Source organism: Lelliottia wanjuensis (assembly GCF_030238365.1).
Classification (GTDB): Bacteria; Pseudomonadota; Gammaproteobacteria; order Enterobacterales; family Enterobacteriaceae; genus Enterobacter; species Enterobacter wanjuensis.
This window is the reverse complement of the sequence record NZ_JASSOT010000069.1, coordinates 20,640-41,957: the sequence shown is the minus strand read 5'-3', so window position 1 is coordinate 41,957 and position 21,318 is coordinate 20,640. Positions and strand designations below refer to the sequence as shown.

Below are 21,318 nucleotides of genomic sequence, written 5' to 3'. Positions count from 1 at the left end.
GGGACTGTTGTGTTGTTATGTTATTGTGTTTGCGTGTTTTATTATTTTAATGGTGACGGTGTCACGTTATGCGGTATCGGACACTCGTACGGTCGTTCTGCGATCTGTTGTTCAAACTCATCCCGGCAGGCCTGCAGAAGTGACGCATCCTGCAGCAGGTTCAGCGCCGTCGCGCCCATCACTTTTCCGGCCAGCAGCATCCCTTTATGGGCGATAGACGTGCGGCCCTGAGCCACCAGTTGCCAGGTATGCAGCGGCGTGCCGACGGTAAAGCAGGGGGTGAAGCATTGCGCGACCGGCATTTTCCAGCTCACATCACCCACGTCGGTGGAACCGGCCAGCACGTTATCGGTGATGGCGTACGGGGCCACTTCCTCCACCAGAAGCGTCTCGCGATTTCTGCGGGCAAAAGCTTTGCCTTCCTCTCCGCCCGTGGCGGCGATATTTTTCAGGCTGTTTTGCAGATCGTTAGCCGTCAGGGTTTTGCGGATCTCCCCGGCAAACGTGCGCTCTTCGTCCGTCCACTCTGGCGTGCCGTAATGCTGTAAGGCGCTGTACATCGCGGCTTCGAGCGTGCGGTTCGGCAGATAGCTCGAGCAGGCTTTATCGAAACGGCACTCGACGGTGGTTTCGGTCATCAGCGCCGCGCCTTGTGCGATTTTCTCAATGCGCTCGTAGATCTGCTGCGCATCGGCCATCTCCGGGGCGCGGATCAGATACAGCACCTCGGCCTGCGCCTGCACCACGTTCGGCGAAATCCCGCCGGCGTTGGTGATGGCGTAATGGACGCGGGCTTTTTCGATGATGTGCTCATTGAGGAAATTGGTGCCGGTAGTCATCAGGGTGACGGCATCCAGCGCGCTTCGCCCGAGATGAGGGGAATTCGCGGCATGGGCGGCGATCCCCTGAAAGTGCCATGAGGCCTGGATATTCGCCAGGGTGCTGACGTTAAACATTCCGGCGAAAGCCTCCGGGTGCCAGGTTACGGCGGCATCGACGTCGTCGAACAGCCCTTCGCGCACCATAAAGGTTTTCCCGGAGCCGCCTTCTTCGCCGGGGCAGCCGTAGAAACGTACCGTTCCGCTGCCACCGTGCTGTTCCAGCCAGCTTTTGACCGCCACCGCGCCCGCCAGCGCGGCGGTGCCGAGCAGGTTATGTCCGCAGCCGTGGCCGTTCGCGCCCGGCGTGTCCGACTGTGGGGTGGCGCAGTGCGCCGACTGGCTCAGGCCCGCCAGCGCGTCAAATTCGCCTAACAGGGCGACGACAGGTTTCCCGCTGCCGAAGCTGGCGATAAAGGCATTGGGAATGCCGCCAGCCTCACGGGTCAGGGTAAAACCTTCCGCCTCCAGCGCGTTGGCCAGACGGTCGGAGGACCAGAACTCCTCAAAGCGTGTTTCCGGATGATCCCAAATGTCATCGGCAATATCGGTAAAGGTCTGACATCGGGTTTCGATGGCATCGTCAATAAAAGGGTAGATCTCCTGCATTACACACCTCGCGTCCAGGGAAAATTGATCGCAGTACGGGCCAGCGTTTCAATCGCCACGCCCATGATCTGCTCGTCAAAATCAAACTTCTCATTGTGATGCCCGGCGCTTAAATCAGTCCCAAACACCATGTACGAAGCCAGACCGCCGTTTTGCTGTACGCGGGCCATCATCAGGGTGGCATCTTCTGAACCTGCCGGAGCTTTCACCTTGTCGATGGCCTGATGGACCGCCGCCACCTGGCTTGCCTGCTCGCGAAGGTAATTCACCCAGGCCGGAGAAGGGGTACCTGAGGTTGCAGCCCCCATCAGACGCACTTCGGCTTTCACTCCGTACAGCGCCGCCGCGCCGTCAATCACGCCCTGTGCGCGCTCAAACACATACTGATTAATGGCTTCGCTTTCGCCGCGCGTTTCAACTTTTAACAGCGCACTGGCCGGAACCACGTTGCGCCCGCTGCCCGCCTGCATCACGCCGACGTTAACGCGTGACGCGCCTTCGCTGTGGGGGGCAATGCTGTGCAGGGCCAGGGCGGCTTGCGCGGCGGCGAGCAGGGCGTTGCGTCCGTCTTCCGGTTTACCTCCAGCGTGGGCGGCGACGCCGGTAAAGCGCACGTCAAATTTGGTGGTCGCCATAAAGTTATCGCTGCCGCAGATGACGGTCCCGGCCGGAACGCCGGTGCCGATGTGGATCGCGGTGAAGTAATCGACGCCGTCCAGCGCACCGGCGGCGACCATCGCCCGTGCGCCGCGGGTGCCTTCTTCCGCCGGCTGGAAGATGAGTTTGATGGTGCCGTTCAGGCGGGATTCGTTCTGCTTCAGCAGATGCGCCAGCCCGAGGCCGATGGTTGTGTGTCCGTCGTGACCGCAGGCGTGCATCATCCCGGGATTACAGGAGGCAAAACCGTCGCGGAACGGGCGGTGACTCTCGTCGAGGGCTTCGCTGAGATCCAGTGCGTCCATGTCCACCCGAAAGGCGAGCGTCGGGCCGGGGCGGCCGGTGTTCAGCGTGGCGACAAGGCCGGTAAATCCGCCTTCAAAGGCACTGAGCCATTTTTCCGGCGCACCCTGCTGGCGCGCGCGGGCATATTCTGCAGCCAGAGTGTCGGCGTCGGGCAGGCCCATACGGCTGTCGGCGTCGACCACGTCGCGGCCCATCGCCAGCTCGTAGCCTAAGTTATCGAGGATCTCCGCGACCTTTGCCGCGGTGCGAAACTCCACCCAGCCAGATTCGGCATACTGGTGAAAATCACGCCGCCAGGCGATCAGCTGAGACATTAATTTTTCAAGGGATTGTGTCAGTGAATCCATCTCTGTTCCTGTCATCATTAAAATATGTGAACTGCTTCACGCTGTGATAGTTTTTACTTATCACTAACCAATTTTTCACAGTTTTAACCGTTCAGGAATTACCCTCGCACATCCATTTCCATTAAAGTAGATGACAATTTCTTTACTCTGATAAACAACGGTTATCGGTCGAACTATGTCATTTCAGGTTAAATTTCATCAGATCCGCGCGTTCGTTGAAGTGGCGCGTCAGGGCAGTATTCGCGGTGCCAGCCGGGCGATGAATCTGTCGCAACCGGCATTGACCAAATCCATTAAAGAACTCGAAGAGGGCATGGCCGCGCAGCTGTTTGTGCGACGCAGTAAAGGCGTGGCGCTGACGGAGTGCGGAGAGAGTTTCTATCAGCACGCCAACCTGATCCTCGAAGAGCTGCGTGCCGCGCAGGACGACATTCGCCAGCGGCAGGGGCTGCAGGGCGGGCAGATCAATATCGGGATGGGGGCCAGCGTCGCGCGCACCTTAATGCCCGCGGTGATCACCCGTTTTCACGAGCAGCACCCGCAGGTGAAAGTGCGAATTATGGAAGGGCAGCTGGTATCGATGATCAATGAATTACGCCAGGGAGAGCTGGATTTCACCATCAATACCTATTATCAGGGACCCTACGATCACGAATTTACCTTTGAAAAACTGTTCGAAAAACCCTTCGCAATATTTTGTCGGCAAGGTCATCCGGCCATCGGTGCAAAATCAATTAGTGAGCTTATGAATTATAACTGGACGATGCCTACGCCGCGCGGGAGTTATTATAAACAGCTGGAGGATATATTTCGTTATCGCTCACAATTACCGCAAATTGGCGTTGTTTGCGAAACATTCTCATCCTGTATTAGCCTGGTGGCGCAGAGTGATTTTCTGAGCATTTTACCGCAGGAACTGGGCTGCGATCCGCTCCTGGCGCACCGTCTGGTGATGTTGCCGGTCGAAGAGATCTTACCCAAAGCCGCTTATTATTTAATCCAGAGACGTGATTCCCGACAAACTCCATTAACCGCGTCATTAATAACTCAGTTCAGAAGACAGGCCCGCGGAATATTGCTTAACGAAGGGAAATAAAAAAATAGAGCCTGCCGACATCGGACAGACCCTACAGTACACACAGCAGTGCGTCCTTTTGCCAACTCCCGCTTTATTTGTCCGTTCTGCAGGTTTATTTAGTTATAACAGCTTTCGCCTAAAAATAAAGTGATCGGAGTGCCTGATTTCACTTATTTTTAACTTAAATTATACAGTTAATGATTGATTAAATTTATTTTAAGGCAGCTTCATTGTTATCTATTAGCCAAATTAATATCTTTCACTGCGTGATTATTTTTTCTCCGTCGCCCATGGATATTGAAACACCCCTCTGGCGCGGGTAGAGTACGCCTTCAGATGCCGCTGGAGGAGCACCATGAAACCTGACGACAAATCCCTTTTTCTTGACGCCATGGAAGATGTCCAGCCCCTGAAACGCTGCACCGATATCACCTGGCAGCCGAGTCGCAATCAGCGTACCCGCCAGAGTATCGACACCACGCAGCTCGATAACTTTCTCACGCTCGGCTTCCTTGATGTTCTGCCGCTTGCCGAACCGCTCACTTTTCAGCGCGAAGGCGTTCAGCAGGGCGTGATGGATAAATTACGCACCGGTAAATATCCGCGTCAGGCCAGCCTGAACTTACTGCGCCAGCCGGTCGAGCAGTGCCGCCAGATGCTGTTTGCCTTTATTCAGCAGGCTCAGCAGGACAGCCTGCGCAACCTGATCATCATCCACGGCAAAGGCCGGGAAGATAACTCGCACGCCAACATTGTGCGCAGCTACCTGGCGCGCTGGCTGACCGAGTTCGACGCCGTGCAGGCCGTCTGCGTGGCGCTGCCCCATCATGGCGGCAGCGGGGCGTGCTATGTTGCGCTACAAAAATCGGGTGAAGCTAAGCTGGAAAACCGGGAGCGGCACGCCAAGCGCAGCCGCTAACGGTCAGAACGTTTCCCAGTTTCCGTCTCCGGCGGACGCTGTGGCCGGGCGCAACACCTGCGGTGTTTTCAGGTTTGGCGCGCGGGGTGCGGCGGTTTGCGTCTGTACATTCAGACGGAAGGCGGCGACGGCCTGGCGCAGCTGCTCCGCCTGATCCTCCAGCGCAGCGGCCGCCGTGGCGGATTCCTGCACCAGCGCGGCGTTCTGCTGCGTTACGCTATCCATCTGCGAAACCGCCAGGCTCACCTGCTCAATACCGCGGCTCTGCTCATCCGACGCCGAGGCGATCTCCCCCATAATATCGGTCACGCGGGTGACGGCGGCGACGATCTCTTTCATGGTTTCCCCGGCTTCGCTGACCTGTCCGGAGCCGGTATTGACCCGGCTGACGGAGTTTTCGATCAGTGCTTTGATCTCTTTTGCCGCCTGCGCACTGCGGCTGGCCAGGGTACGCACTTCCCCGGCGACCACGGCAAATCCACGACCTTGTTCACCCGCTCGCGCGGCTTCGACGGCGGCGTTCAGCGCCAGAATGTTGGTCTGGAAGGCGATGCTGTCGATCACGCTGGTGATGTGGGCAATTTGCTGAGAGCTGTCGGCAATTTCGGTCATGGTGCGGATGACGTTATTCACCACGCGTCCGCCGCGATCGGCGGTTTCCGAGGCATTTTTCGCCAGCAGCGTCGCCTGACGGGCATTATCGGAGTTCTGTTTCACCGTCGCGGTCAGCTCTTCCATGCTGGCCGCCGTCTCTTCCAGGGAAGAGGCCTGCTGCTCGGTACGGGCGGAGAGATCGTTGCTGCCCGCCGCAATTTCGCCCGCGCCGGTGTAGATCGAATCGGTACTCCCGCGCACCGCGCTGACGGTGGTCACCAGCGAGGTTTGCATCTCATGCAGACCCGCCGCCAGCTGACCCATCTCATTGCGACTGTCGATGGAAATCGTCTGCGTCAGATCGCCGCTGGCGATGGTGCGGATATGATTCATCACGCTGCGCAGGGGCTTCAGCAGCAGGTGCTGCAACCCTTGCCAGAACACGATCAGCACGGCAATCACCACCAGGAAAATGGTGCCGAGCGTCCACTGCATATGGGTAAAGCTGCTCTGGTTCTCTTTGGCGGCGGCTTTCAGCAGGGTGTTATTTTCAGCGCGCCAGCGGGTGTAGACGGCCTCCATATCATCCTGCGCCTGCTGCGCGTCGAGATCGCCATACGCCTGATAGTTATCGGCACGCAGATACTCAATCGACAGGCGCATTACCTCGTGCATCTGGCTGTACGCTTTTTGCATTTCGGTGGTCAATGCCTGACTCTGGCCCTGCACGGGCGGCATCGCCTGCCAGGCACTATAGTAGTTTTCAGCTTTGGTCAGAGAGTCACCCGCGTTACCGAGCAGCTTGTTGATTGCCGCCAGAGAGGCCGGATCGCGCTGATTTTTAAGGTAACGAATGGCGACGCGCGTGACCGTGACGCGGGTTTTGACCAGCGTATTGACGCTGTCGCTCAGGCTCTCCTGCTGCGCATTGAGGCTGCCTGAGTTCTGGAAATTATGACGGTCGTTGCTGACGGCGGAATAGAACAATCCCCCCGTGACGACTTGCAACAGGCAGAATATAGTGAGAGCAAAGACAATCCCGGTAATGACGTGCAGATTTTTCAGCATGACGGAAGCCCATTTGATGTGCAGAAGTTGCATCATTGTTATCGACGTAGTGGGGCTAAACTTTAATTTTACTAATGCTTAATCAACAGGCTGATGAATATGACCCGAATTGATAAAAGTGGCAGTTATATGTTAGGTACGCATTCCGTTAACCGACTCGGCTATGGGGCGATGCAGCTGGCGGGGCCAGGCGTGTTTGGTCCGCCGAAGGATAAAGAGGCGGCGCTGGCGGTGCTGCGCGAAGCGGTGGCCGCTGGGGTAAATCACATCGATACCAGTGATTTTTACGGCCCGCATGTGACTAACCAGTTGATTCGGGAAGCGCTCCATCCGTACCGGGACGACCTGACGATCGTCACCAAAATCGGCGCCCGTCGTGGGGAAGATGCCTCCTGGCTGCCGGCATTTTCGGCTCAGGAGCTCACCCAGGCGGTGCACGATAACCTGCGAAATTTACAGCTGGACGTGCTGGATGTGGTGAACCTGCGCATTATGTTCAGCGCGCACGGACCTGCCGAGGGATCGATCGAAGAACCATTAGCCACGCTGGTGGAACTGCAGCGTCAGGGGCTGGTGCGACATATCGGTCTGAGCAATGTGACCGCCGCGCAAATTGCGCAGGCGCAGAGCATCACGCCGATCGTCTGTGTGCAAAACCTCTATAACATCGTCAATCGTAGCGACGATGCGCTGATTGACGACCTGGCGGAGCAGGGGATTGCCTATGTGCCGTTCTTCCCGTTGGGGGGATTCACGCCGCTGCAATCATCCGGTCTGCAGGCAGTCGCCGATTCACTGGGCGCCACGCCGATGCAGGTTGCGCTGGCGTGGCTGCTGAAACGCTCGCCGAATATTCTGCTGATCCCGGGCACCTCGTCGGTGGCGCATCTGCATGAAAACCTGGCGGCTGGCGACCTGGTGTTGCCGGATGAGGCTCTCGCCTCGCTGAACGCGCTGGCGGAATAACGCGCCCGTCTTACGGCCACGCGTTTACTCGGTGGCCGCTTGCGTCATTCGACTTCTTCTGTGCAGTTCCAGCGCTTCGGCGACAATCTCCTGCTTGCTGAGCCGCGTTTCATACGCCGTGGCCCGGACGTATTCGACCAGCGCAGACTGAATTCTGGCGCTTAACATTTTTAAGTCCGCATCCTTTGCGGTGCCGCGTGCTACACGCTTGTCCGGGTAATCTCGGCTTGGCATTGCTCAAGTCCTCCAAACGTTGTCTTGTTAATTCGTGCTGTGAAATATGCGTGGAGAGTGAAAACAAGTCAACTTTCTAAAACTGCGGTTTAATTTGTATTAAATCCGTTAAAAATCTGCCCACCTTTTGCGCTGCTTTTCATTTGAAAGGGGAAAGGCTTGAGTATGGAAAGTGGGCAAAATAGCGGAAACTACGCATCCGCTTTTGCATACTGTGTAAACGCTTCCATTTTCTGAATATCACATTTATGGATGTATTCCGAAGTAATCATAAATCCGCTCAATGAATTACAGAAGTGTGAGCCATTAAACACACTGGCAGCGCTAAATGTTTACATATGCAATTTACTGCTTTTCTATGCATGACAAAATTACGGCGTCGTTTTTTTCGCCGACAGTGCGCTGAAAGACGGGGGCGAAGGATGTAACATCTCCGCAAAGAACGGGCGAAATGGCAGGTAAAAAAACAGCATAAAATTCTGAGAAAGTTTTATTTTAGTGATTTTGTAGTGTCTGTTTTTTATATAAAGTGACCTCGTTTATGTTTGTTAGTGTGCTATGTTTTTAATTGTAGTGTGTGTGAAGTGTGTGGCGTTTTGATAAGGGCAGGCTGGCAACTCACATCCCTGATAGTAATCTGTGTTATTCTTTGCGGATTGGCGCTATCAGGAAGTCATGGGTATGTATCACCTTTTCTTAGAATTCGATAATCTTGAACCCGGCGTGAAGTCTGTAGAAGATCTGAAGTATGTCATCCGCGATGACAAACACACCGCCTTTGTGATGAGTGCGGTGGTGGCGAGATTTATCAAAGATGCGCTGATAATGAACCAGACCATCACCAGCCTGAAGAACTGCCGTTTCGCGTTTGCGAACGGGGCCGAGTTCGTCGAATTTGACAGCAAAGGTCAGTCAACGCGATTCACCGACACGCCGGACTGGTTCATCACACCAGGCGCGTTTGCGCGCTCTCAGTGGCTGGTGAACCACGAACTTCACGATCTGATGACCCCGCAGTTTATCTCTACCTTCCTCGAAATGTTCTCTGATGTGAAGAAACGCCGCGAGCACTGCAATCTGCTGTTTGATCTGCAGCTCGAAGAGAGCCCGAAACGCGGGAAACCCGGCGTGAAAGCGGCCCGTCAAACCCGCGGCTCCACGAAACAGAAGATTTCTGATTTGGGATCTTTCGAATTATTCAGCCAGTTCTTTACCCGTTTGAAAAAAGCCGTCGAGGCCAATCAGTTTCCGACGGTGCAAGTGCTGACGGACATCGACGAAGTCGCCAAAGTACCCGCCCCCCTGAAAAGCGCCGTGCGCACCTGGTTTAAAGCGATTTCGTCCGAGCTGCCGCCCAACAGCAAACGGGTTGGGGCCGGAAACGCCGCGCTGTTCTGTGCACCGGTTCGCGCGCAAATTCAGCACATCGAAGCCTACGGCGTCGAGCGGTATTACAAGAAGCTGTCGAAAGCGATTGCCGACGGCGGCGATCGCTACATCGCCGATTTCACCTTTAAACTGTAGGGCTGAAACTGTTCATCAGGATAAACGTCGGCTCTTTTCGCTGGTGCTGATTGATCAGCGGCACCAGACGCCGGAAGTGTTCGCTCGCACAGTGCACATCCAGCGCCGCGCGATCCGGCCACTCTTCGATAAAGACAAAATGCCCTGCATCTTTCTCATCCACGTATAAATCGTAAGCCATGCACAGCGGCTCCCGCTTTGTGGCTTCCACCAGCGCGCGGTAGAGCGGGAGGACGGTCTCTATGGCTTCCGGTTTAATAAAATCTTCGGCGATAACTTTCAGCATGATCTCTCCTTTTTAAATTCCGTGTGACTTCAACGGCTTCATTTTCGCGAGCCAGAATCGACTTGATCTGACCGGTTAATGCATAATACTGTATTTATATACAGTTATTATCAGGTTGACCATCATGAATCTCGTTTTTTCATGTGAATTGAAAGAAATCATCGAATTACCCCTTTTTCTGGAGCGCGTCCCGTGCGGCTTTCCCAGCCCGGCGCAGGATTATGTCGAGGATCGTCTCGATCTCAACAAGCTTCTCATCCAGCACCCCAGCGCCACCTATTTCGTGAAGGTGAGCGGCGATTCGATGATCGGCGCAGGGATTGGCGACGGGGATCTGCTGGTGATCGACCGCTCGTTAACGGCTGAGCATGGCGATATTGTGGTGGCGGCGATTGCGGGGGAGTTCACGGTGAAAGAGCTGCGAACCCGTCCGTATCTCCACCTGCTGCCGCACAACAAAAACTTTTCTCCCATCGTTTTCCAGTCAGAGGATGAGCTGCAGCTCTTTGGCGTGGTGACGCACACCGTGAAATCGCACCGACATGTTCGCGCTCGTTGACGCCGTCCGTTACAGAAATGCCTGGCTGGTCTATGCTCAAAACAGCAGGCCAGCCTTGATTCGATAAGTTGATAAATAACAATAATCTCGCGCTTTGGGTGGTGGGAATGAATAAGATTCTGCTCGCTTTTCTCACGTGTTTTCTCTCCGTTCTGGCTTTTACTGTCAACGCCGCTGAACCCCGTCAGGAGCCGACGGATCAAGAGCGTGCGCGCACGGTGTACATCTTTCATCATCCGGTGGTCATGCTTCAGGCGAAATTCGGTTTAACCACGCCAGAAGAGCGGGTATTGCGTATTCGCAATACGCTGCGCAATTTCACTCAGGAAGATGTCCGTGAACCGCTGAAAATCGTGTCGGTCACCCGTTACAATCAGCAAGGGAGGCTGATTGTCATGAACGGCAAACCGATCATGTTGCTCACACAGGCAGACCTGGACGAGGGGGACGATCTCACTCTCGATCAGGCAGCACAGCGTGTGTTAACGCGGATGGACGCCCAGAGAGCAGCGCTTCACGATCAATATGACACCGGCTGGCTGGCACTCTCAGTGGTGAAAACCGCAGCAGGCCTGCTGGTACTCTTTCTTTTCGGCTATGGGGCATGGCGCTCCTGGCGCTGGGTGCGGCGTTTTTATCGACGACGGATTGTCGAAAACCGCAGCTGGGTGCCCCAAAGCTGGCGGCGCTATATCGGCGCTATTGAAATTCGTCTGTACGCGCTGCTGATGATCTTGCTCGGTCTGGCGGGGTTTTACGCTTGGCTAAGCTGGTCCTTTAGCCTCTTTCCCTGGACGCGGATCTGGGGGACGTCGCTCGGCGACTGGTCCATTCGCGTACTGCAGCAAATCGCGCTATCCATTGTCTCGGCTCTGCCGGGGCTGATGATTGTGCTGATCATTTTCCTTATCACGGCGTTTATTCTGAAGCTTCTCAAAATGGTGCTCAATCAGGTGGAGGCCGGGCGTTTACAGCTGCCGGGCATTCATCCTGAAACCGTCGGTGCCACCCGCAAATTGATCTCTGTGGTGGTGTGGCTGTTTGCCTTATCGGCGGCCTACCCCTTTTTACCCGGTGCGAACTCGCTGGCGTTTAAAGGTATCAGTGTGTTTTTCGGTCTGATGCTCACGCTGGGGTCGGCAGGGGTGATGAATCACGCCATGAGCGGGCTGGTCCTTATCTATTCCCGCGCATTGCGAAAAGGGGATGTCATTCGTGTGGCGGATAACGAAGGACTGGTCAGTGAAATCGGTATGCTGGCCACCAAAATTATCACCCGCGAGAATTATGTTGTGACGGTGCCGAATGCGGTGGTGGTCAGCGGCAAAATCACCAACCTGAGCGCTCAGGAGTCGGATAGAGGCATCAACTTAACCATTGGCGCGACCATCGGCTACGACACCCCCTGGCGCCAGGTTCACGCGATGCTGGAAATGGCGGCGAGGCGTGCAAAATGCACCGACCCATCCTGTCCGCCACTGGTGCGCCAGCTGGAACTGATGGACTGGTATATCGCCTATGAACTGCAAGTCCGGTTAGTGCCGGGGCAGTCGCTGGCGGCTGCCCGCGACGAACTGCATAGCCATATCCAGGATGTCTTTAACGAGTTCAATGTGCAAATTATGTCGCCAAACTTTGTTATGCAACCGGAAGGGAGCGTGATGGTGGCCAAAGAGAACTGGTATGCCGCGCCCGCCGCGCCGCCCGCAGGAGAGAAATGATGTTCGCACTCGTTGACGTCAACAGTTTCTACACCTCCTGCGAAACCGTGTTTCGTCCCGATCTGCTGGGTAAACCGGTGGTGGTGGTGTCGAATAATGACGGGTGCATTATCTCCCGCTCGGCAGAGGCCAAAAAACTCGGCATCAAAATGGGCGCGCCCTATTTTAAGATCAAAGACGAGCTGCGGCGGCAGAACGTGGCGGTGTTTAGCTCGAACTATGCGTTGTACGCGGATCTGAGCCATCGCGTGATGTCGATTCTCACGGAGATGGCGCCCGCGGTGGAAGTCTATTCCATCGATGAGGCGTTTATTAATGTCTCCGGCGTGGCGAACTGCATTGCGCTGGAGACGTTTGGCCGCCAGATCCGCGAGCAGATCCTGAAAAATACCGGGCTGACCGTCGGCGTCGGCATCGCGCCGACCAAAACTCTCGCCAAGCTGGCCAATTTTGCGGCGAAAACATGGAGTAAAACCAAAGGCGTGGTGGATCTGTCGGATCCTGAGCGTCAGCGAAAATTGCTTGCGCTGGTGCCTGTGGACGAGGTGTGGGGTGTGGGGCGGCGAATCGGCAAGAAACTCAATCAGATGGGGATCGAAAACGCGCTGCAGCTGGCGGAGTGCTCAACCTGGGTGATCCGCAAACACTTTAACGTGGTGCTGGAGCGCACGGTGCGCGAGCTGCGCGGCGAACCCTGTCTGGAGATGGATGAGTTTGCCCCCGCCAAACAGCAGATAATCTGTAGCCGCTCCTTTGGGCACCGCATCACCGAGTATCGCGATATGCAGCAGGCGGTGTGCGCCTACGCGGAGCGGGCGGCGGAGAAACTGCGGGCGGAAAGGCAGTATTGCTGCGTGATCAGCGTCTTTATGCGCACCAGCCCGCACGCCGAAAACGAAGTGTTTTATGGCCCACAGGCCAGTGGTCGGCTGGCAATCCCGTCGAACGATACGCGCGACATTATCCGCGTCGCCAGCCAGGCGCTGGAGCGGATCTGGCAGGACGGTTTTCGCTACATGAAAGCGGGCGTGATGCTGAGTGATTTTTTCAGCCAGGGCGTCGCGCAGTTGAATCTGTTTGATGACTATCAGCCCCGACACAACAGTCAGGCGCTGATGCAAACTATCGACAGGTTAAATCTCTCCGGGCGCGGCACGGTGTGGTTTGCCGGTCAGGGAAGTCAGAAAAACTGGGCCATGAAGCGCGAAATGCTCTCGCCTGGATATACGACGCGCTACGCGGATCTACCTGTGGCGAAATAAACGTTTTCCCTGAACGTCTGAGCCAGTAAGCTCTTGCCGTGACTTTTTCTGGGCCGTTTATGAACAATCTCGCGTTAATCTATCGCCGTTTTGGTGAGCCTGAGTCGGTGCTGCAAGCGGAAGCTTTCCGCTGCGATCGGCTGAACCCCGGTCAACTACGGGTGAAGATGCTTTACTCCCCGGTCAACGCCTCGGATCTGATCCCCATCACCGGCGCTTATCGCCACCGTACGCCGCTGCCTGCGGTGGCGGGCTATGAGGGGGTCGGCGTGGTGATCGACGGGCCAACCGAACTGATGGGAAAACGCGTACTGCCGCTGCGCGGGCAGGGAACCTGGCAGCAGGTGGTGGATTGCCCGGTGGATTTGGCGATTGTGGTGCCCGATTATATCGACTCCATGCTGGCTGCCCGCGCGTACATTAATCCGCTCGCCGCGCAGCTGATGCTCAAACTCTATCCCCCGCAGGGAAAACGCGTGCTGCTGACGGCGGCCGGGTCAGACTGTGCGGTGCTGCTGGGGCAGTGGGCGCTCAGCGCAGGGGCTGAAGCCGTGTATGGCATTCACCGTTCCGCCGTCCACGCCGGGCGGCTCAAGGCGCTGGGGATCACGCCGATTTCACAGCATGACACGGCAGCGATTCGCGCCATCGCCAACGATGCGGAGATAGTCTACGACGCCACGGGGGGCGAGGTAGCAGAACAGATTCTGGAAAGGCTGCCCGAGGCGGGGGTTTTTGTCTGCTACGGCCTGTTGTCCGGGCAGATGTTCAGGCAGCAAAAGCAGGTGCGCTGGTTCCATATCCGCAATTATCTGGATGGTATGAGCGCAGACGCGTGGCAGGGGCAGTTTCGTGAAATCTGGCCAAAACTACAGGCCAGTTCCGTTGGGGATGCCACGCTGTTTTCCCTCACCGCGTGGCGTTCGGCGCTGGCCTGTTACCGCGAGGCGGGCAGGATCGCAAAGCCGATGTTTAGATTCAGCGATGACTGACGTCGCTCAGCAGCACGGCGATGCTCTGGCCGCCCGCCGTCTGCTCCAGCGCAATCTTCACAATAATGGTCAGCGGCACGGAGAGCAGCATCCCGACCGGGCCGAGCAGCCAGCCCCAGAAGATCAACGATAAAAAGACCACCAGCGTCGACAGCCCCAGCCCGCGGCCCATCATGCGCGGTTCAAGAATGTTCCCGAACACCAGGTTAATGATCAGATAACCCGTCAGCACAATCAGCGCGTCGTACAATCCACTAAACACCAGCACCTGGGCGATAGGGGGAATGGCGGCCAGCACCGAGCCGATGTTGGGAATATAGTTGAGCGCAAAGGCCAGCAGCCCCCAGACAAAGGCGAAGCGCACGTCCAGCGCGGCGAGCATGGCCCAGGCGACCAGACCCGTCACAATACTGATGGCCGTTTTCAGCACCAGATAGCGCGACACGCTGTCCAGCGCCCGCTGGATCGCCTCCATCCCTTCCACCGGGCGGGACATGATCTGCTGCAGTTTCATCGGCAGTTGCGGGACTTCGATCAGCATAAACACCACCGTCAGCAGCAGCAGGAATATCGAGGTCATGGCGCTCGAAAGCTGCGACAGCAGGGCCGTGACCAGGGTCATGGCGGCGTTCGGGTCGATATACTTCAGCAACTCCTCCACGGAGACTTCAATCCCGGCGCGCTGCAGCCAGGGTTCGAGGTGCTGGAGGGGTACGACCAGCGAGGAGCGGTATTGCGGCAGGGTGCGCGCCAGCTCGTTCAGGGAGGTTCCCAGATACGCCACCAGCAGCACCATCGCCAGAATGATCACCGTGATAAGCAAGGAAATCGCCAGCACGCGCGGGACGCGCAGGCGCACCATCCGCTGCACCAGCGGATTAAGGATCACCGCGATAAACAGCGCCAGAATAAAAGGCACGATGATGTCGGCAGCAAAACGGATCCCCGCAAGAATGATCACCAGCATTCCGAGCATGATGACAATTTTTAATCCGTTCAGGGTAATGATGGGCTTTGCCATGTGTGTTCCTGAGTTAATTCTTATATCTATATCATAACGGGAATATTCATTTACTCTACTAACCCAGGTCAAACGGGCAGGGTAAAGAAGTGAAAAGGTTTTGAGTTAATTCCTGGCTTATGGTACAAATCAGGCGTGTTTAACTACCGAGGACAATTTTCATCCGCAATGACGAGAAGCAATACCGCGGATAATTGTAATATTATGGACAATCTGTTCAGGACGTACTTTTCAAATAACACCGCTGTCTTTTCAACCTCCCTCTGCCTGCTGTCCGGTGAGCAACACTGGCGCAACGCGCTATAGTCCCGTCTTCTGCTTAAGCTAACGCTACGCGTTCAGCTATCTGATTAATATCATTTTTTCTGGGTTTGTCGTTTTCGACAAGCTGCAGTGATTTATATTCTCTTGCAGGAGATGCACCATGTTTTACTGGATATTGTTAGCCCTGGCCATTGTCGCGGAAATTACCGGAACCTTGTCGATGAAATGGGCAAGTGTCAGCGACGGCAACACCGGATTTATTTTAATGCTGGTGATGATTTCCCTTTCGTATATTTTCCTGTCGTTCGCGGTAAAAAAAATCGCGCTCGGCGTGGCGTATGCGCTATGGGAGGGGATCGGTATTCTGTTAATCACGCTGTTCAGTGTGATGTTATTTGATGAAACCCTGTCAACAATGAAAATTGCCGGTCTGGCAACGCTGGTTGCGGGTATTGTGCTGATTAAATCGGGCACCCGCAAAGCGAAGAAACAGCCGCAGGAGCCAGTTCATGCAACAGTTTGAGTGGATTCATGCGGCCTGGTTGGGTCTGGCGATCGTGCTGGAAATCGTTGCCAACGTGTTCCTGAAATTTTCTGACGGCTTCCGACGCAAGGCCTACGGCCTGCTGTCCATCGCCGCCGTGCTGGGCGCGTTCAGCGCCCTTTCGCAGGCGGTGAAAGGGATCGATCTCTCCGTGGCCTACGCCCTGTGGGGCGGTTTCGGTATCGCCGCGACGCTGGCGGCGGGCTGGATTTTGTTCGGTCAACGTCTGAACCGTAAAGGCTGGATTGGCCTGGTTCTGCTGCTCGCCGGCATGATCATGATAAAACTGGCCTGATGTGATCGCTGCCTGTTTTTACGGGCAGCGAAATTCGCTACCTGTATTACTCTTAGAAAGAAGTGCTTTTGAGAGGGCGGCGAATGTATAACCCATTAAGCTGGCGCAATATTCCCACCGCGAAAACCCTTTTCGTCATGATCTTTATGGCCGGGATTGGCCTGATCGTCTCCGTCGTGGCGCTGCTTTACCTCTCCCTGCACCTGATCAGCAGTAAAACCAATGAAATAGATGAACACCGCTCGGCGCTCTCCGTGCAGGGCGCGATCCAGACCTCGGCCAACCGCGTCTGGTCGCTGGTGATTGATAACGCCGTCTGGGATGACGCCGTCCGCGAAGTTTATCCTCCGGTTCTGAACACCGAATGGCTGTACAACACCTGGGGCGCGGGCTTTAAAATCAACAACCTGTATGACGGCACCTTCGTGCTGGACGAACATTTCAACGTCCTGTGGGGCTCGTTTAAGAGCAAAGCCTTTCACGAGCAAAATCTCGATTTTTTTGGCAATGGCCTGAAAGCGCTGATCCGTGATAACGCCGATGCGCTGAAATCTGAGAAAAATATCTACGCCGGGATCACCCGCACGCGCCAGGGGGTGGCGTTTGTCGGCATTGGCCTGATTCGCCCGATGATTGGCCGCCTGCAGGTGCACAACGACGTGCGCCGCTATCTGGTGATTACCCGCCATCTCAACCCGCAAATCCTGAGCGATCTCGGGAATACCTTTCAGATTGAAGACCTTAATTTCACCGAACAGCACACCAGCGAGGCCAGCGTTCCGCTGAAAAGTTCGGCTGGGGAACTGCTGGGCTATCTTAACTGGCAGCCGCGCCTGCCCGGTGCGCAGGCGGCCAGCGCGGCGTCAAACGACATCACGCAAATCGTGCTCCTGGCGGCGGGGCTGATCCTGCTGTTTATTCTGCTGAGCAGCGTCGGGCTGTACAAACTGGCGCGCGGCGAAAACCAGGCCCGGCGGGTAGCGCGCACGGACTGGCTCAGCCATCTGCCCAACCGACGGGCGTTGATCGAGGAGCTGGAGCGGGTCAGTTTGCGTGGGGATATCGATGTCAAAAGCGTGGTTTTTATCGATCTCGACGGCTTTAAAGATGTGAATGATATTTACGGCCACGACGTGGGCGACGACCTGATCATCATGATGGCCCGCGCCCTGCGCGATCGGGTGCCGGAAGGGGGCATGCTGGCCCGCATGGGCGGGGATGAGTTTGCGATGATGATTGGCGGCGACCACTCCCAGGCGCGGGCGTCGGCCTTTGCGGGCAATGTGCTGGATTTCCTCGGCGCACCGCTACGCCTCGGCGAACGTACGATCCACATTAGCGCCAGCATCGGGATCGCCAGCGGGACGCTGATCGAATGCACCAGCTCGGAGCTGTTCCGCCGGGCGGATATCGCCATGTATCACTCGAAAATTACTGGTAAAGGGCGCGTCACCCAGTACGATGCGGAGTTGAACAGCGTGCGTGAGCAGCAGCTGGCGATCGAAAATGAGATCCGCAGCGGGATGGAGCGGGACGAGTTTGAGGTCTGGTATCAGCCGATTATCGACGCACGCAGCCAGAAAATGACCAGCGTTGAGGCGCTCTTGCGCTGGCCGCGCCGCCCGGCGGGCGAGCTGGGGCCGGATGCCTTTATCAGCATCGCCGAAACCAGCGGCCTGATTTACGGTCTGGGGCAGTTTGTTCTGCGCCGCGCCTGTCAGGATCTGGAACCTTTTGGCGACCTGAAGCTGTCGGTGAACATCTCTCCGGCGCAGTTTCGCGATCCTGAATTTGAAGAGAAAGTCGCGCGCGTCATTGAGATGACCCGTTTCCCGGCCAATCGCCTCCAGCTGGAGGTGACGGAAACCTACGTGCTGGAAAATCCGGAGCGCGCCAGGGCGGCTATCTCCAATCTCAAAGCGCTGGGCACCGCCGTGGCGCTGGATGATTTCGGCACCGGCTACTCCAGCATTGGCTATTTGCGGCGCTTTAATTTCGACACCATCAAAATCGACAAATCTCTCGCCGGGCTGGTGGATAACGACGAACAGGCCGCGGCGCTGGTGAGCGGCACCGTGCGGATTGCCAGTGCGCTGGGGATGGCGGTGGTGGCGGAAGGGGTGGAAAACGAAAAGCAGATGAAACTGCTGCGCCTCGCGGGCTGCGACCAGTTACAGGGATTCTGGTTCAGTCAGCCGATGCCCATCGAGGCGATTATTGAATTACGTAAAGTCAGGTATGTGTAGGCTATTCCTGTGCCAGCGCTTCCAGTTTTTCCCGAAAACCTGTCACAGATAACGCCCGGTTATCGGCGCGCCAGCGGTCTTTGGCCGCAGGTGCCGAACTTTGCACGCCAATCAGCTGCCAGCCGTTGTCGGTTTTGAGCATCAATGGCGAGCCGCTATCGCCCGGCAACGTATCGCACTGGTGGGACAAGACGCTGTTTTGCGCCCAACCGGTGACGATGCAGTCCGTGTGCGTGTAAAGCGAATCCAGGTGATCGACCGGATAACCCGATTGCGTCACCTTACGGTCGGCCGTTTTTAAGGCTGCCGTCAGCGCCGCTTTGTCGCCGTCAAACAACGGCAGCGGGGTGATCCCCGATGGGGGATAGCGCAGAACAATCAGACCAAAATCCCACTCGGCTGCCGCAGGCGGCACAATCCAGCCATCTCCGTCCGGCTTCAAGCGTTTCCCCAGTGACGGATCGACACGGCCTTCGACGCCGTGGATCTCATAGCGCCAGACGCCTTTTTTGGAGATAAAGCGCAAGGCAACGGCCTTGTCAGGCTTGCCTTTCGGTGGGATCAGTAAACAGTGCCCGGCAGTCAGCGCCAGGTGAGGAGAAATCAGGGTCGCAGTGCACAAGTTGCCGCTGGCGGTTTCCAGCTGCCCGATAGCATCCCAGGGAGCCTGGGTTGGATCGGCGACACGCGTGCGGTCATCATGACCAAAAAACAGCGTTTTGATCTCTTTCGCATCAATGGCGCTATCGTCGCCATCGTCCGCATGTGTCAGGCCAGAAAAGAGACAGAACGTTCCCAGTAACAACACAACAGTTTTCCGCATATCACACTCTGGTGGGGTAATTATGATTATAAAAAGTTGAACCCTGTGAAAATACTATAGACGGGACGGCGTTAAAGTGGGAGTAAAATCAGCGTGCTACATTCAGGAAAGGTAAAACATGCTGGCGATAATCGCGCATAAAATAAGCGTGATAAGAATGAACTCAAACCGATAGCGCCGCAGCATACGCCCTCCGGATAAAAAAACGGCGCCGGGGAAAACCACTCAGCGCCGGTTTAGCAACGTGCCCGCGAGGGGCACGGTTTAACGAGTTGGCTTATGCAGCTGGCTGTGCAGCTGGTTTAGCGGCTTCGTGTTTGGTTGCTTTTTTGTGGTGCTTTTTAGCAGCCTGAGCTTTCTGCTCTACAGCAGGTTTAGCAGCCGCTTTCTTGTGGTGTTTCTTCGCAGCCTGGGCTTTCTGCTCAGTTGGCGCAGCAGTGGTGGTGGTTGCTGCTGGTTTGGTTGCTGCTTTTTTGTGGTGCTTTTTAGCGGCTTGAGCTTTCTGCTCTACAGCGGCTTTCTTGTGTTTTTTGTGGTGCACAGTTTTTGCTGGCGCCGCTTTAGTGGTCGCAGCAGCAGCCGGAGCTGGGGTAGCAGACGTTGCAGCATCAGCAGCAAACGCAGCAGAAGACAGACCCATAGCAGCGGCAACAACCAGAGCTAATACTTTTTTCATTCTCATACCCTCGAATTTGGTTTCTCATTTAACCCCACTGCGGGGCCGTTGAAATAACTATATCCTTATGGATTCGAGGCTTCCGTGAGTCATTGGTATCGGCGTGTAACCGTATGTACGAAACTTATCGCCTTAATTTTATCCTTAAAAATCAATGCGATTAGAAAGCACTCCTTGCCTTGTCAGTGTGTTTACCCACGATTATTGTATATTTATTGATAAATCACGCGGGGCGGCACCCCGCGGAGTACCCCCACAGGGCGGGAATTGCGATGGCTTTTTACACGATTGAAAAGAGGATCACGGCGAAGGGTGTAACCCGCTATCGCGTGACGGTGGGTGTTAAGAAAGGTGGTGAATATGTCCACCGGGAAAACAAAACATTCCCGCGTTTACCCCTGGCTCGCTCCTGGGGCGCTCTACGTGTAGCAGATATAGAGGCGGGAGGATTGGAGAAGAAGGAGCCTGGAATCACTCTGCGCGAACTTCTCACGCGATATATCAATGATGACAGCATGTACAAAAGCGATAGCAAAAAATCTTCCTTAAGGTCGATTATGCGCTCTTCCCTGGCAGATATGTTGCTTACTGATATCACTATGAATCTCTATGTTGACTACGCGCGCATGCGGCGCGAGGCGATCAAGCCCTCAACGCTTGCCACTGAGCTTTCGTACCTCAAAAACGTTCTAGATCTCGCCCACCCTTTCTATGATGTGCGTTCGCTGCCGGGTGAGCTTGAGGCTGCAAAATTGTATCTATACACAAGAAATATAATCACCCCATCTGATAAAAGAAACCGCCGCCCAACAAGGGAAGAATTTAATTTACTGCATGAGAATCTAACGCTAGCGTTTAAAAATTCCCCGCTTGGAATTAGATATCATGACGTTTTTGAATTCGCCGTCTATTCATGTATGCGCCGTGGTGAGATATGCCAAATAAAATGGGCTGACGTTGATTTTGATAATAGGTCTGTAATTGTAAGGGACAGGAAAGATCCAAGAAAAAAGATTGGTAATCATATGGTTGTGCCCTTGCTTGGTCGTGCGTGGGATTTGCTTATTGAGCAGCCAAGAATAAGCGACAGGATATTTCCATATAAACCCAATACCATTACAGAGATATTCCGTAGAACACGGGATAGATTAAATATTCCTGATATTAGATTTCACGACATGCGCAGGGAGGCTGCTAGCCGTCTATTTGAATTGGGGTTCTCTGTTGAGGAAACCGCGCAAGTTACAGGGCATAAGAATTTAAAAACACTCTGGACCGTTTATCGCGAAATGTACCCGCAAACCCTTCACGATCGCTTTGCGCAGCTCCAGCGCGAACGCGCAAAAGGCGACTAGGTGCATTAGTCGTGTCGAATTGACAAAGTAAATCTGTTTATCCCATCCTAAAAAAGAGATCACATTGCGATCTTGCTGCCCCGGTAAGTAGTCC

General features: G+C 55.4%; 22 protein-coding genes. 13 read left to right on the top strand and 9 right to left on the bottom strand.

Annotated elements, in window-relative coordinates:
- Nucleotides 1–41: 41 nt before the first annotated feature.
- Nucleotides 42–1,487, bottom strand: a complete 1,446-nt coding sequence (locus tag QQF33_RS21490; protein ID WP_285158576.1) for a M20 family metallopeptidase — start codon at nucleotides 1,485–1,487, stop codon at nucleotides 42–44.
- Nucleotides 1,487–2,797: a M20 family metallo-hydrolase gene (locus QQF33_RS21485; protein ID WP_285158575.1), complete on the bottom strand. Its 1,311-nt coding sequence runs from the start codon at nucleotides 2,795–2,797 to the stop codon at nucleotides 1,487–1,489. Before QQF33_RS21485 ends, QQF33_RS21490 begins: the two co-directional genes overlap by 1 nt.
- 175 nt (nucleotides 2,798–2,972) lie before the next feature.
- Here QQF33_RS21485 and QQF33_RS21480 point away from each other — a divergent pair, with 175 nt between their 5' ends.
- Entirely contained in the window at nucleotides 2,973–3,893 is a 921-nt protein-coding gene (locus QQF33_RS21480) for a LysR family transcriptional regulator (protein ID WP_285144623.1), read from the top strand.
- A gap of 337 nt (nucleotides 3,894–4,230) precedes the next feature.
- Nucleotides 4,231–4,794, top strand: coding sequence for a DNA endonuclease SmrA (gene smrA, locus QQF33_RS21475; RefSeq protein ID WP_282493232.1), 564 nt, complete (start codon nucleotides 4,231–4,233; stop codon nucleotides 4,792–4,794).
- A gap of 3 nt (nucleotides 4,795–4,797) precedes the next feature.
- Here smrA and tcp read toward each other — a convergent pair whose 3' ends face one another.
- A complete protein-coding gene (gene tcp / locus QQF33_RS21470; protein ID WP_285158574.1) occupies nucleotides 4,798–6,456 on the bottom strand; it encodes a methyl-accepting chemotaxis citrate transducer in 1,659 nt (552 codons plus the stop codon).
- Between the two features lie 99 nt (nucleotides 6,457–6,555).
- Here tcp and QQF33_RS21465 point away from each other — a divergent pair, with 99 nt between their 5' ends.
- A complete protein-coding gene (locus QQF33_RS21465; RefSeq protein ID WP_285158573.1) occupies nucleotides 6,556–7,422 on the top strand; it encodes an aldo/keto reductase family oxidoreductase in 867 nt (288 codons plus the stop codon).
- A gap of 24 nt (nucleotides 7,423–7,446) precedes the next feature.
- Here the strand turns inward: QQF33_RS21465 and QQF33_RS21460 are convergent, their stop codons facing one another.
- The gene (locus tag QQF33_RS21460) at nucleotides 7,447–7,656 is read right to left on the bottom strand and encodes a hypothetical protein (RefSeq protein ID WP_285150257.1); all 210 of its coding nucleotides are present in this window, start codon (nucleotides 7,654–7,656) and stop codon (nucleotides 7,447–7,449) included.
- A 681-nt stretch (nucleotides 7,657–8,337) separates the two neighbouring features.
- On the opposite strand from QQF33_RS21460, the gene QQF33_RS21455 reads away from it, so the two are divergent.
- Entirely contained in the window at nucleotides 8,338–9,180 is an 843-nt protein-coding gene (locus tag QQF33_RS21455) for a hypothetical protein (protein ID WP_285158572.1), read from the top strand.
- Here the strand turns inward: QQF33_RS21455 and QQF33_RS21450 are convergent.
- Nucleotides 9,170–9,466, bottom strand: coding sequence for a putative quinol monooxygenase (locus QQF33_RS21450; RefSeq protein WP_285155331.1), 297 nt, complete (start codon nucleotides 9,464–9,466; stop codon nucleotides 9,170–9,172). The two genes, QQF33_RS21455 and QQF33_RS21450, sit on opposite strands and share 11 nt — an antisense overlap.
- 124 nt (nucleotides 9,467–9,590) lie before the next feature.
- Between QQF33_RS21450 and umuD the strand changes: the two genes are divergently transcribed.
- The 4 genes from umuD (at nucleotide 9,591) to QQF33_RS21430 (ending at nucleotide 14,000) form a co-directional block, all read left to right on the top strand.
- The gene (gene umuD, locus QQF33_RS21445; RefSeq protein WP_285158571.1) at nucleotides 9,591–10,025 is read left to right on the top strand and encodes a translesion error-prone DNA polymerase V autoproteolytic subunit; all 435 of its coding nucleotides are present in this window, start codon (nucleotides 9,591–9,593) and stop codon (nucleotides 10,023–10,025) included.
- Nucleotides 10,026–10,132: 107 nt separating this feature from the next.
- The gene (locus tag QQF33_RS21440) at nucleotides 10,133–11,746 is read left to right on the top strand and encodes a mechanosensitive ion channel family protein (protein WP_285158570.1); all 1,614 of its coding nucleotides are present in this window, start codon (nucleotides 10,133–10,135) and stop codon (nucleotides 11,744–11,746) included.
- Complete coding sequence (umuC, locus tag QQF33_RS21435; RefSeq protein WP_285158568.1) at nucleotides 11,746–13,008, top strand: translesion error-prone DNA polymerase V subunit UmuC; 1,263 nt, start codon at nucleotides 11,746–11,748, stop codon at nucleotides 13,006–13,008. The genes QQF33_RS21440 and umuC overlap by 1 nt, the downstream gene beginning before the upstream one ends.
- 59 nt (nucleotides 13,009–13,067) lie before the next feature.
- The gene (locus tag QQF33_RS21430; RefSeq protein WP_285158567.1) at nucleotides 13,068–14,000 is read left to right on the top strand and encodes a zinc-dependent alcohol dehydrogenase family protein; all 933 of its coding nucleotides are present in this window, start codon (nucleotides 13,068–13,070) and stop codon (nucleotides 13,998–14,000) included.
- Here QQF33_RS21430 and QQF33_RS21425 read toward each other — a convergent pair.
- Entirely contained in the window at nucleotides 13,987–15,021 is a 1,035-nt protein-coding gene (locus QQF33_RS21425; RefSeq protein WP_282493223.1) for an AI-2E family transporter, read from the bottom strand. The two genes, QQF33_RS21430 and QQF33_RS21425, sit on opposite strands and share 14 nt — an antisense overlap.
- 135 nt (nucleotides 15,022–15,156) lie before the next feature.
- On the opposite strand from QQF33_RS21425, the gene QQF33_RS25960 reads away from it, so the two are divergent.
- From QQF33_RS25960 to QQF33_RS21410, 4 genes are all read left to right on the top strand, one after another.
- Nucleotides 15,157–15,327, top strand: coding sequence for a protein YdgV (locus QQF33_RS25960; RefSeq protein WP_095281878.1), 171 nt, complete (start codon nucleotides 15,157–15,159; stop codon nucleotides 15,325–15,327).
- A 118-nt stretch (nucleotides 15,328–15,445) separates the two neighbouring features.
- The gene (gene mdtJ, locus QQF33_RS21420) at nucleotides 15,446–15,808 is read left to right on the top strand and encodes a multidrug/spermidine efflux SMR transporter subunit MdtJ (RefSeq protein ID WP_285150263.1); all 363 of its coding nucleotides are present in this window, start codon (nucleotides 15,446–15,448) and stop codon (nucleotides 15,806–15,808) included.
- On the top strand, nucleotides 15,795–16,124 hold the full coding sequence (gene mdtI / locus QQF33_RS21415; RefSeq protein WP_282493221.1) for a multidrug/spermidine efflux SMR transporter subunit MdtI: 330 nt from the start codon (nucleotides 15,795–15,797) through the stop codon (nucleotides 16,122–16,124). Before mdtJ ends, mdtI begins: the two co-directional genes overlap by 14 nt.
- An 83-nt stretch (nucleotides 16,125–16,207) precedes the next feature.
- Nucleotides 16,208–18,370 carry a bifunctional diguanylate cyclase/phosphodiesterase gene (locus QQF33_RS21410; protein WP_285150264.1) on the top strand — a complete coding sequence of 721 codons (2,163 nt, stop codon included), beginning with the start codon at nucleotides 16,208–16,210 and terminating at the stop codon, nucleotides 18,368–18,370.
- A gap of 1 nt (nucleotide 18,371) precedes the next feature.
- On the opposite strand, the gene QQF33_RS21405 is transcribed toward QQF33_RS21410, so the two are convergent.
- From QQF33_RS21405 to asr, 3 genes are all read right to left on the bottom strand, one after another.
- A complete protein-coding gene (locus QQF33_RS21405) occupies nucleotides 18,372–19,193 on the bottom strand; it encodes a trypsin-like serine peptidase (RefSeq protein WP_285150265.1) in 822 nt (273 codons plus the stop codon).
- Nucleotides 19,194–19,295: 102 nt separating this feature from the next.
- Complete coding sequence (ydgU, locus tag QQF33_RS25955) at nucleotides 19,296–19,379, bottom strand: small membrane protein YdgU (RefSeq protein WP_095281883.1); 84 nt, start codon at nucleotides 19,377–19,379, stop codon at nucleotides 19,296–19,298.
- A 91-nt stretch (nucleotides 19,380–19,470) separates the two neighbouring features.
- Nucleotides 19,471–19,869, bottom strand: a complete 399-nt coding sequence (asr, locus tag QQF33_RS21400) for an acid resistance repetitive basic protein Asr (RefSeq protein ID WP_282493218.1) — start codon at nucleotides 19,867–19,869, stop codon at nucleotides 19,471–19,473.
- 272 nt (nucleotides 19,870–20,141) lie between these two features.
- Here asr and QQF33_RS21395 point away from each other — a divergent pair, with 272 nt between their 5' ends.
- Complete coding sequence (locus QQF33_RS21395) at nucleotides 20,142–21,224, top strand: tyrosine-type recombinase/integrase (protein WP_285158566.1); 1,083 nt, start codon at nucleotides 20,142–20,144, stop codon at nucleotides 21,222–21,224.
- Nucleotides 21,225–21,318 lie beyond the last annotated feature (94 nt).

Bases quoted from the DNA above. Each gene is read 5' to 3' on its own strand.
- QQF33_RS21490 (WP_285158576.1), bottom strand. From the start codon at position 1,487: ATGCAGGAGATCTACCCTTTTATTGACGATGCCATCGAAACCCGATGT.
- QQF33_RS21485 (WP_285158575.1), bottom strand. From the start codon at position 2,797: ATGGATTCACTGACACAATCCCTTGAAAAATTAATGTCTCAGCTGATC.
- QQF33_RS21480 (WP_285144623.1), top strand. From the start codon at position 2,973: ATGTCATTTCAGGTTAAATTTCATCAGATCCGCGCGTTCGTTGAAGTG.
- smrA (WP_282493232.1), top strand. From the start codon at position 4,231: ATGAAACCTGACGACAAATCCCTTTTTCTTGACGCCATGGAAGATGTC.
- tcp (WP_285158574.1), bottom strand. From the start codon at position 6,456: ATGCTGAAAAATCTGCACGTCATTACCGGGATTGTCTTTGCTCTCACT.
- QQF33_RS21465 (WP_285158573.1), top strand. From the start codon at position 6,556: ATGACCCGAATTGATAAAAGTGGCAGTTATATGTTAGGTACGCATTCC.
- QQF33_RS21460 (WP_285150257.1), bottom strand. From the start codon at position 7,656: ATGCCAAGCCGAGATTACCCGGACAAGCGTGTAGCACGCGGCACCGCA.
- QQF33_RS21455 (WP_285158572.1), top strand. From the start codon at position 8,338: ATGTATCACCTTTTCTTAGAATTCGATAATCTTGAACCCGGCGTGAAG.
- QQF33_RS21450 (WP_285155331.1), bottom strand. From the start codon at position 9,466: ATGCTGAAAGTTATCGCCGAAGATTTTATTAAACCGGAAGCCATAGAG.
- umuD (WP_285158571.1), top strand. From the start codon at position 9,591: ATGAATCTCGTTTTTTCATGTGAATTGAAAGAAATCATCGAATTACCC.
- QQF33_RS21440 (WP_285158570.1), top strand. From the start codon at position 10,133: ATGAATAAGATTCTGCTCGCTTTTCTCACGTGTTTTCTCTCCGTTCTG.
- umuC (WP_285158568.1), top strand. From the start codon at position 11,746: ATGTTCGCACTCGTTGACGTCAACAGTTTCTACACCTCCTGCGAAACC.
- QQF33_RS21430 (WP_285158567.1), top strand. From the start codon at position 13,068: ATGAACAATCTCGCGTTAATCTATCGCCGTTTTGGTGAGCCTGAGTCG.
- QQF33_RS21425 (WP_282493223.1), bottom strand. From the start codon at position 15,021: ATGGCAAAGCCCATCATTACCCTGAACGGATTAAAAATTGTCATCATG.
- mdtJ (WP_285150263.1), top strand. From the start codon at position 15,446: ATGTTTTACTGGATATTGTTAGCCCTGGCCATTGTCGCGGAAATTACC.
- mdtI (WP_282493221.1), top strand. From the start codon at position 15,795: ATGCAACAGTTTGAGTGGATTCATGCGGCCTGGTTGGGTCTGGCGATC.
- QQF33_RS21410 (WP_285150264.1), top strand. From the start codon at position 16,208: ATGTATAACCCATTAAGCTGGCGCAATATTCCCACCGCGAAAACCCTT.
- QQF33_RS21405 (WP_285150265.1), bottom strand. From the start codon at position 19,193: ATGCGGAAAACTGTTGTGTTGTTACTGGGAACGTTCTGTCTCTTTTCT.
- ydgU (WP_095281883.1), bottom strand. From the start codon at position 19,379: ATGCTGCGGCGCTATCGGTTTGAGTTCATTCTTATCACGCTTATTTTA.
- asr (WP_282493218.1), bottom strand. From the start codon at position 19,869: ATGAAAAAAGTATTAGCTCTGGTTGTTGCCGCTGCTATGGGTCTGTCT.
- QQF33_RS21395 (WP_285158566.1), top strand. From the start codon at position 20,142: ATGGCTTTTTACACGATTGAAAAGAGGATCACGGCGAAGGGTGTAACC.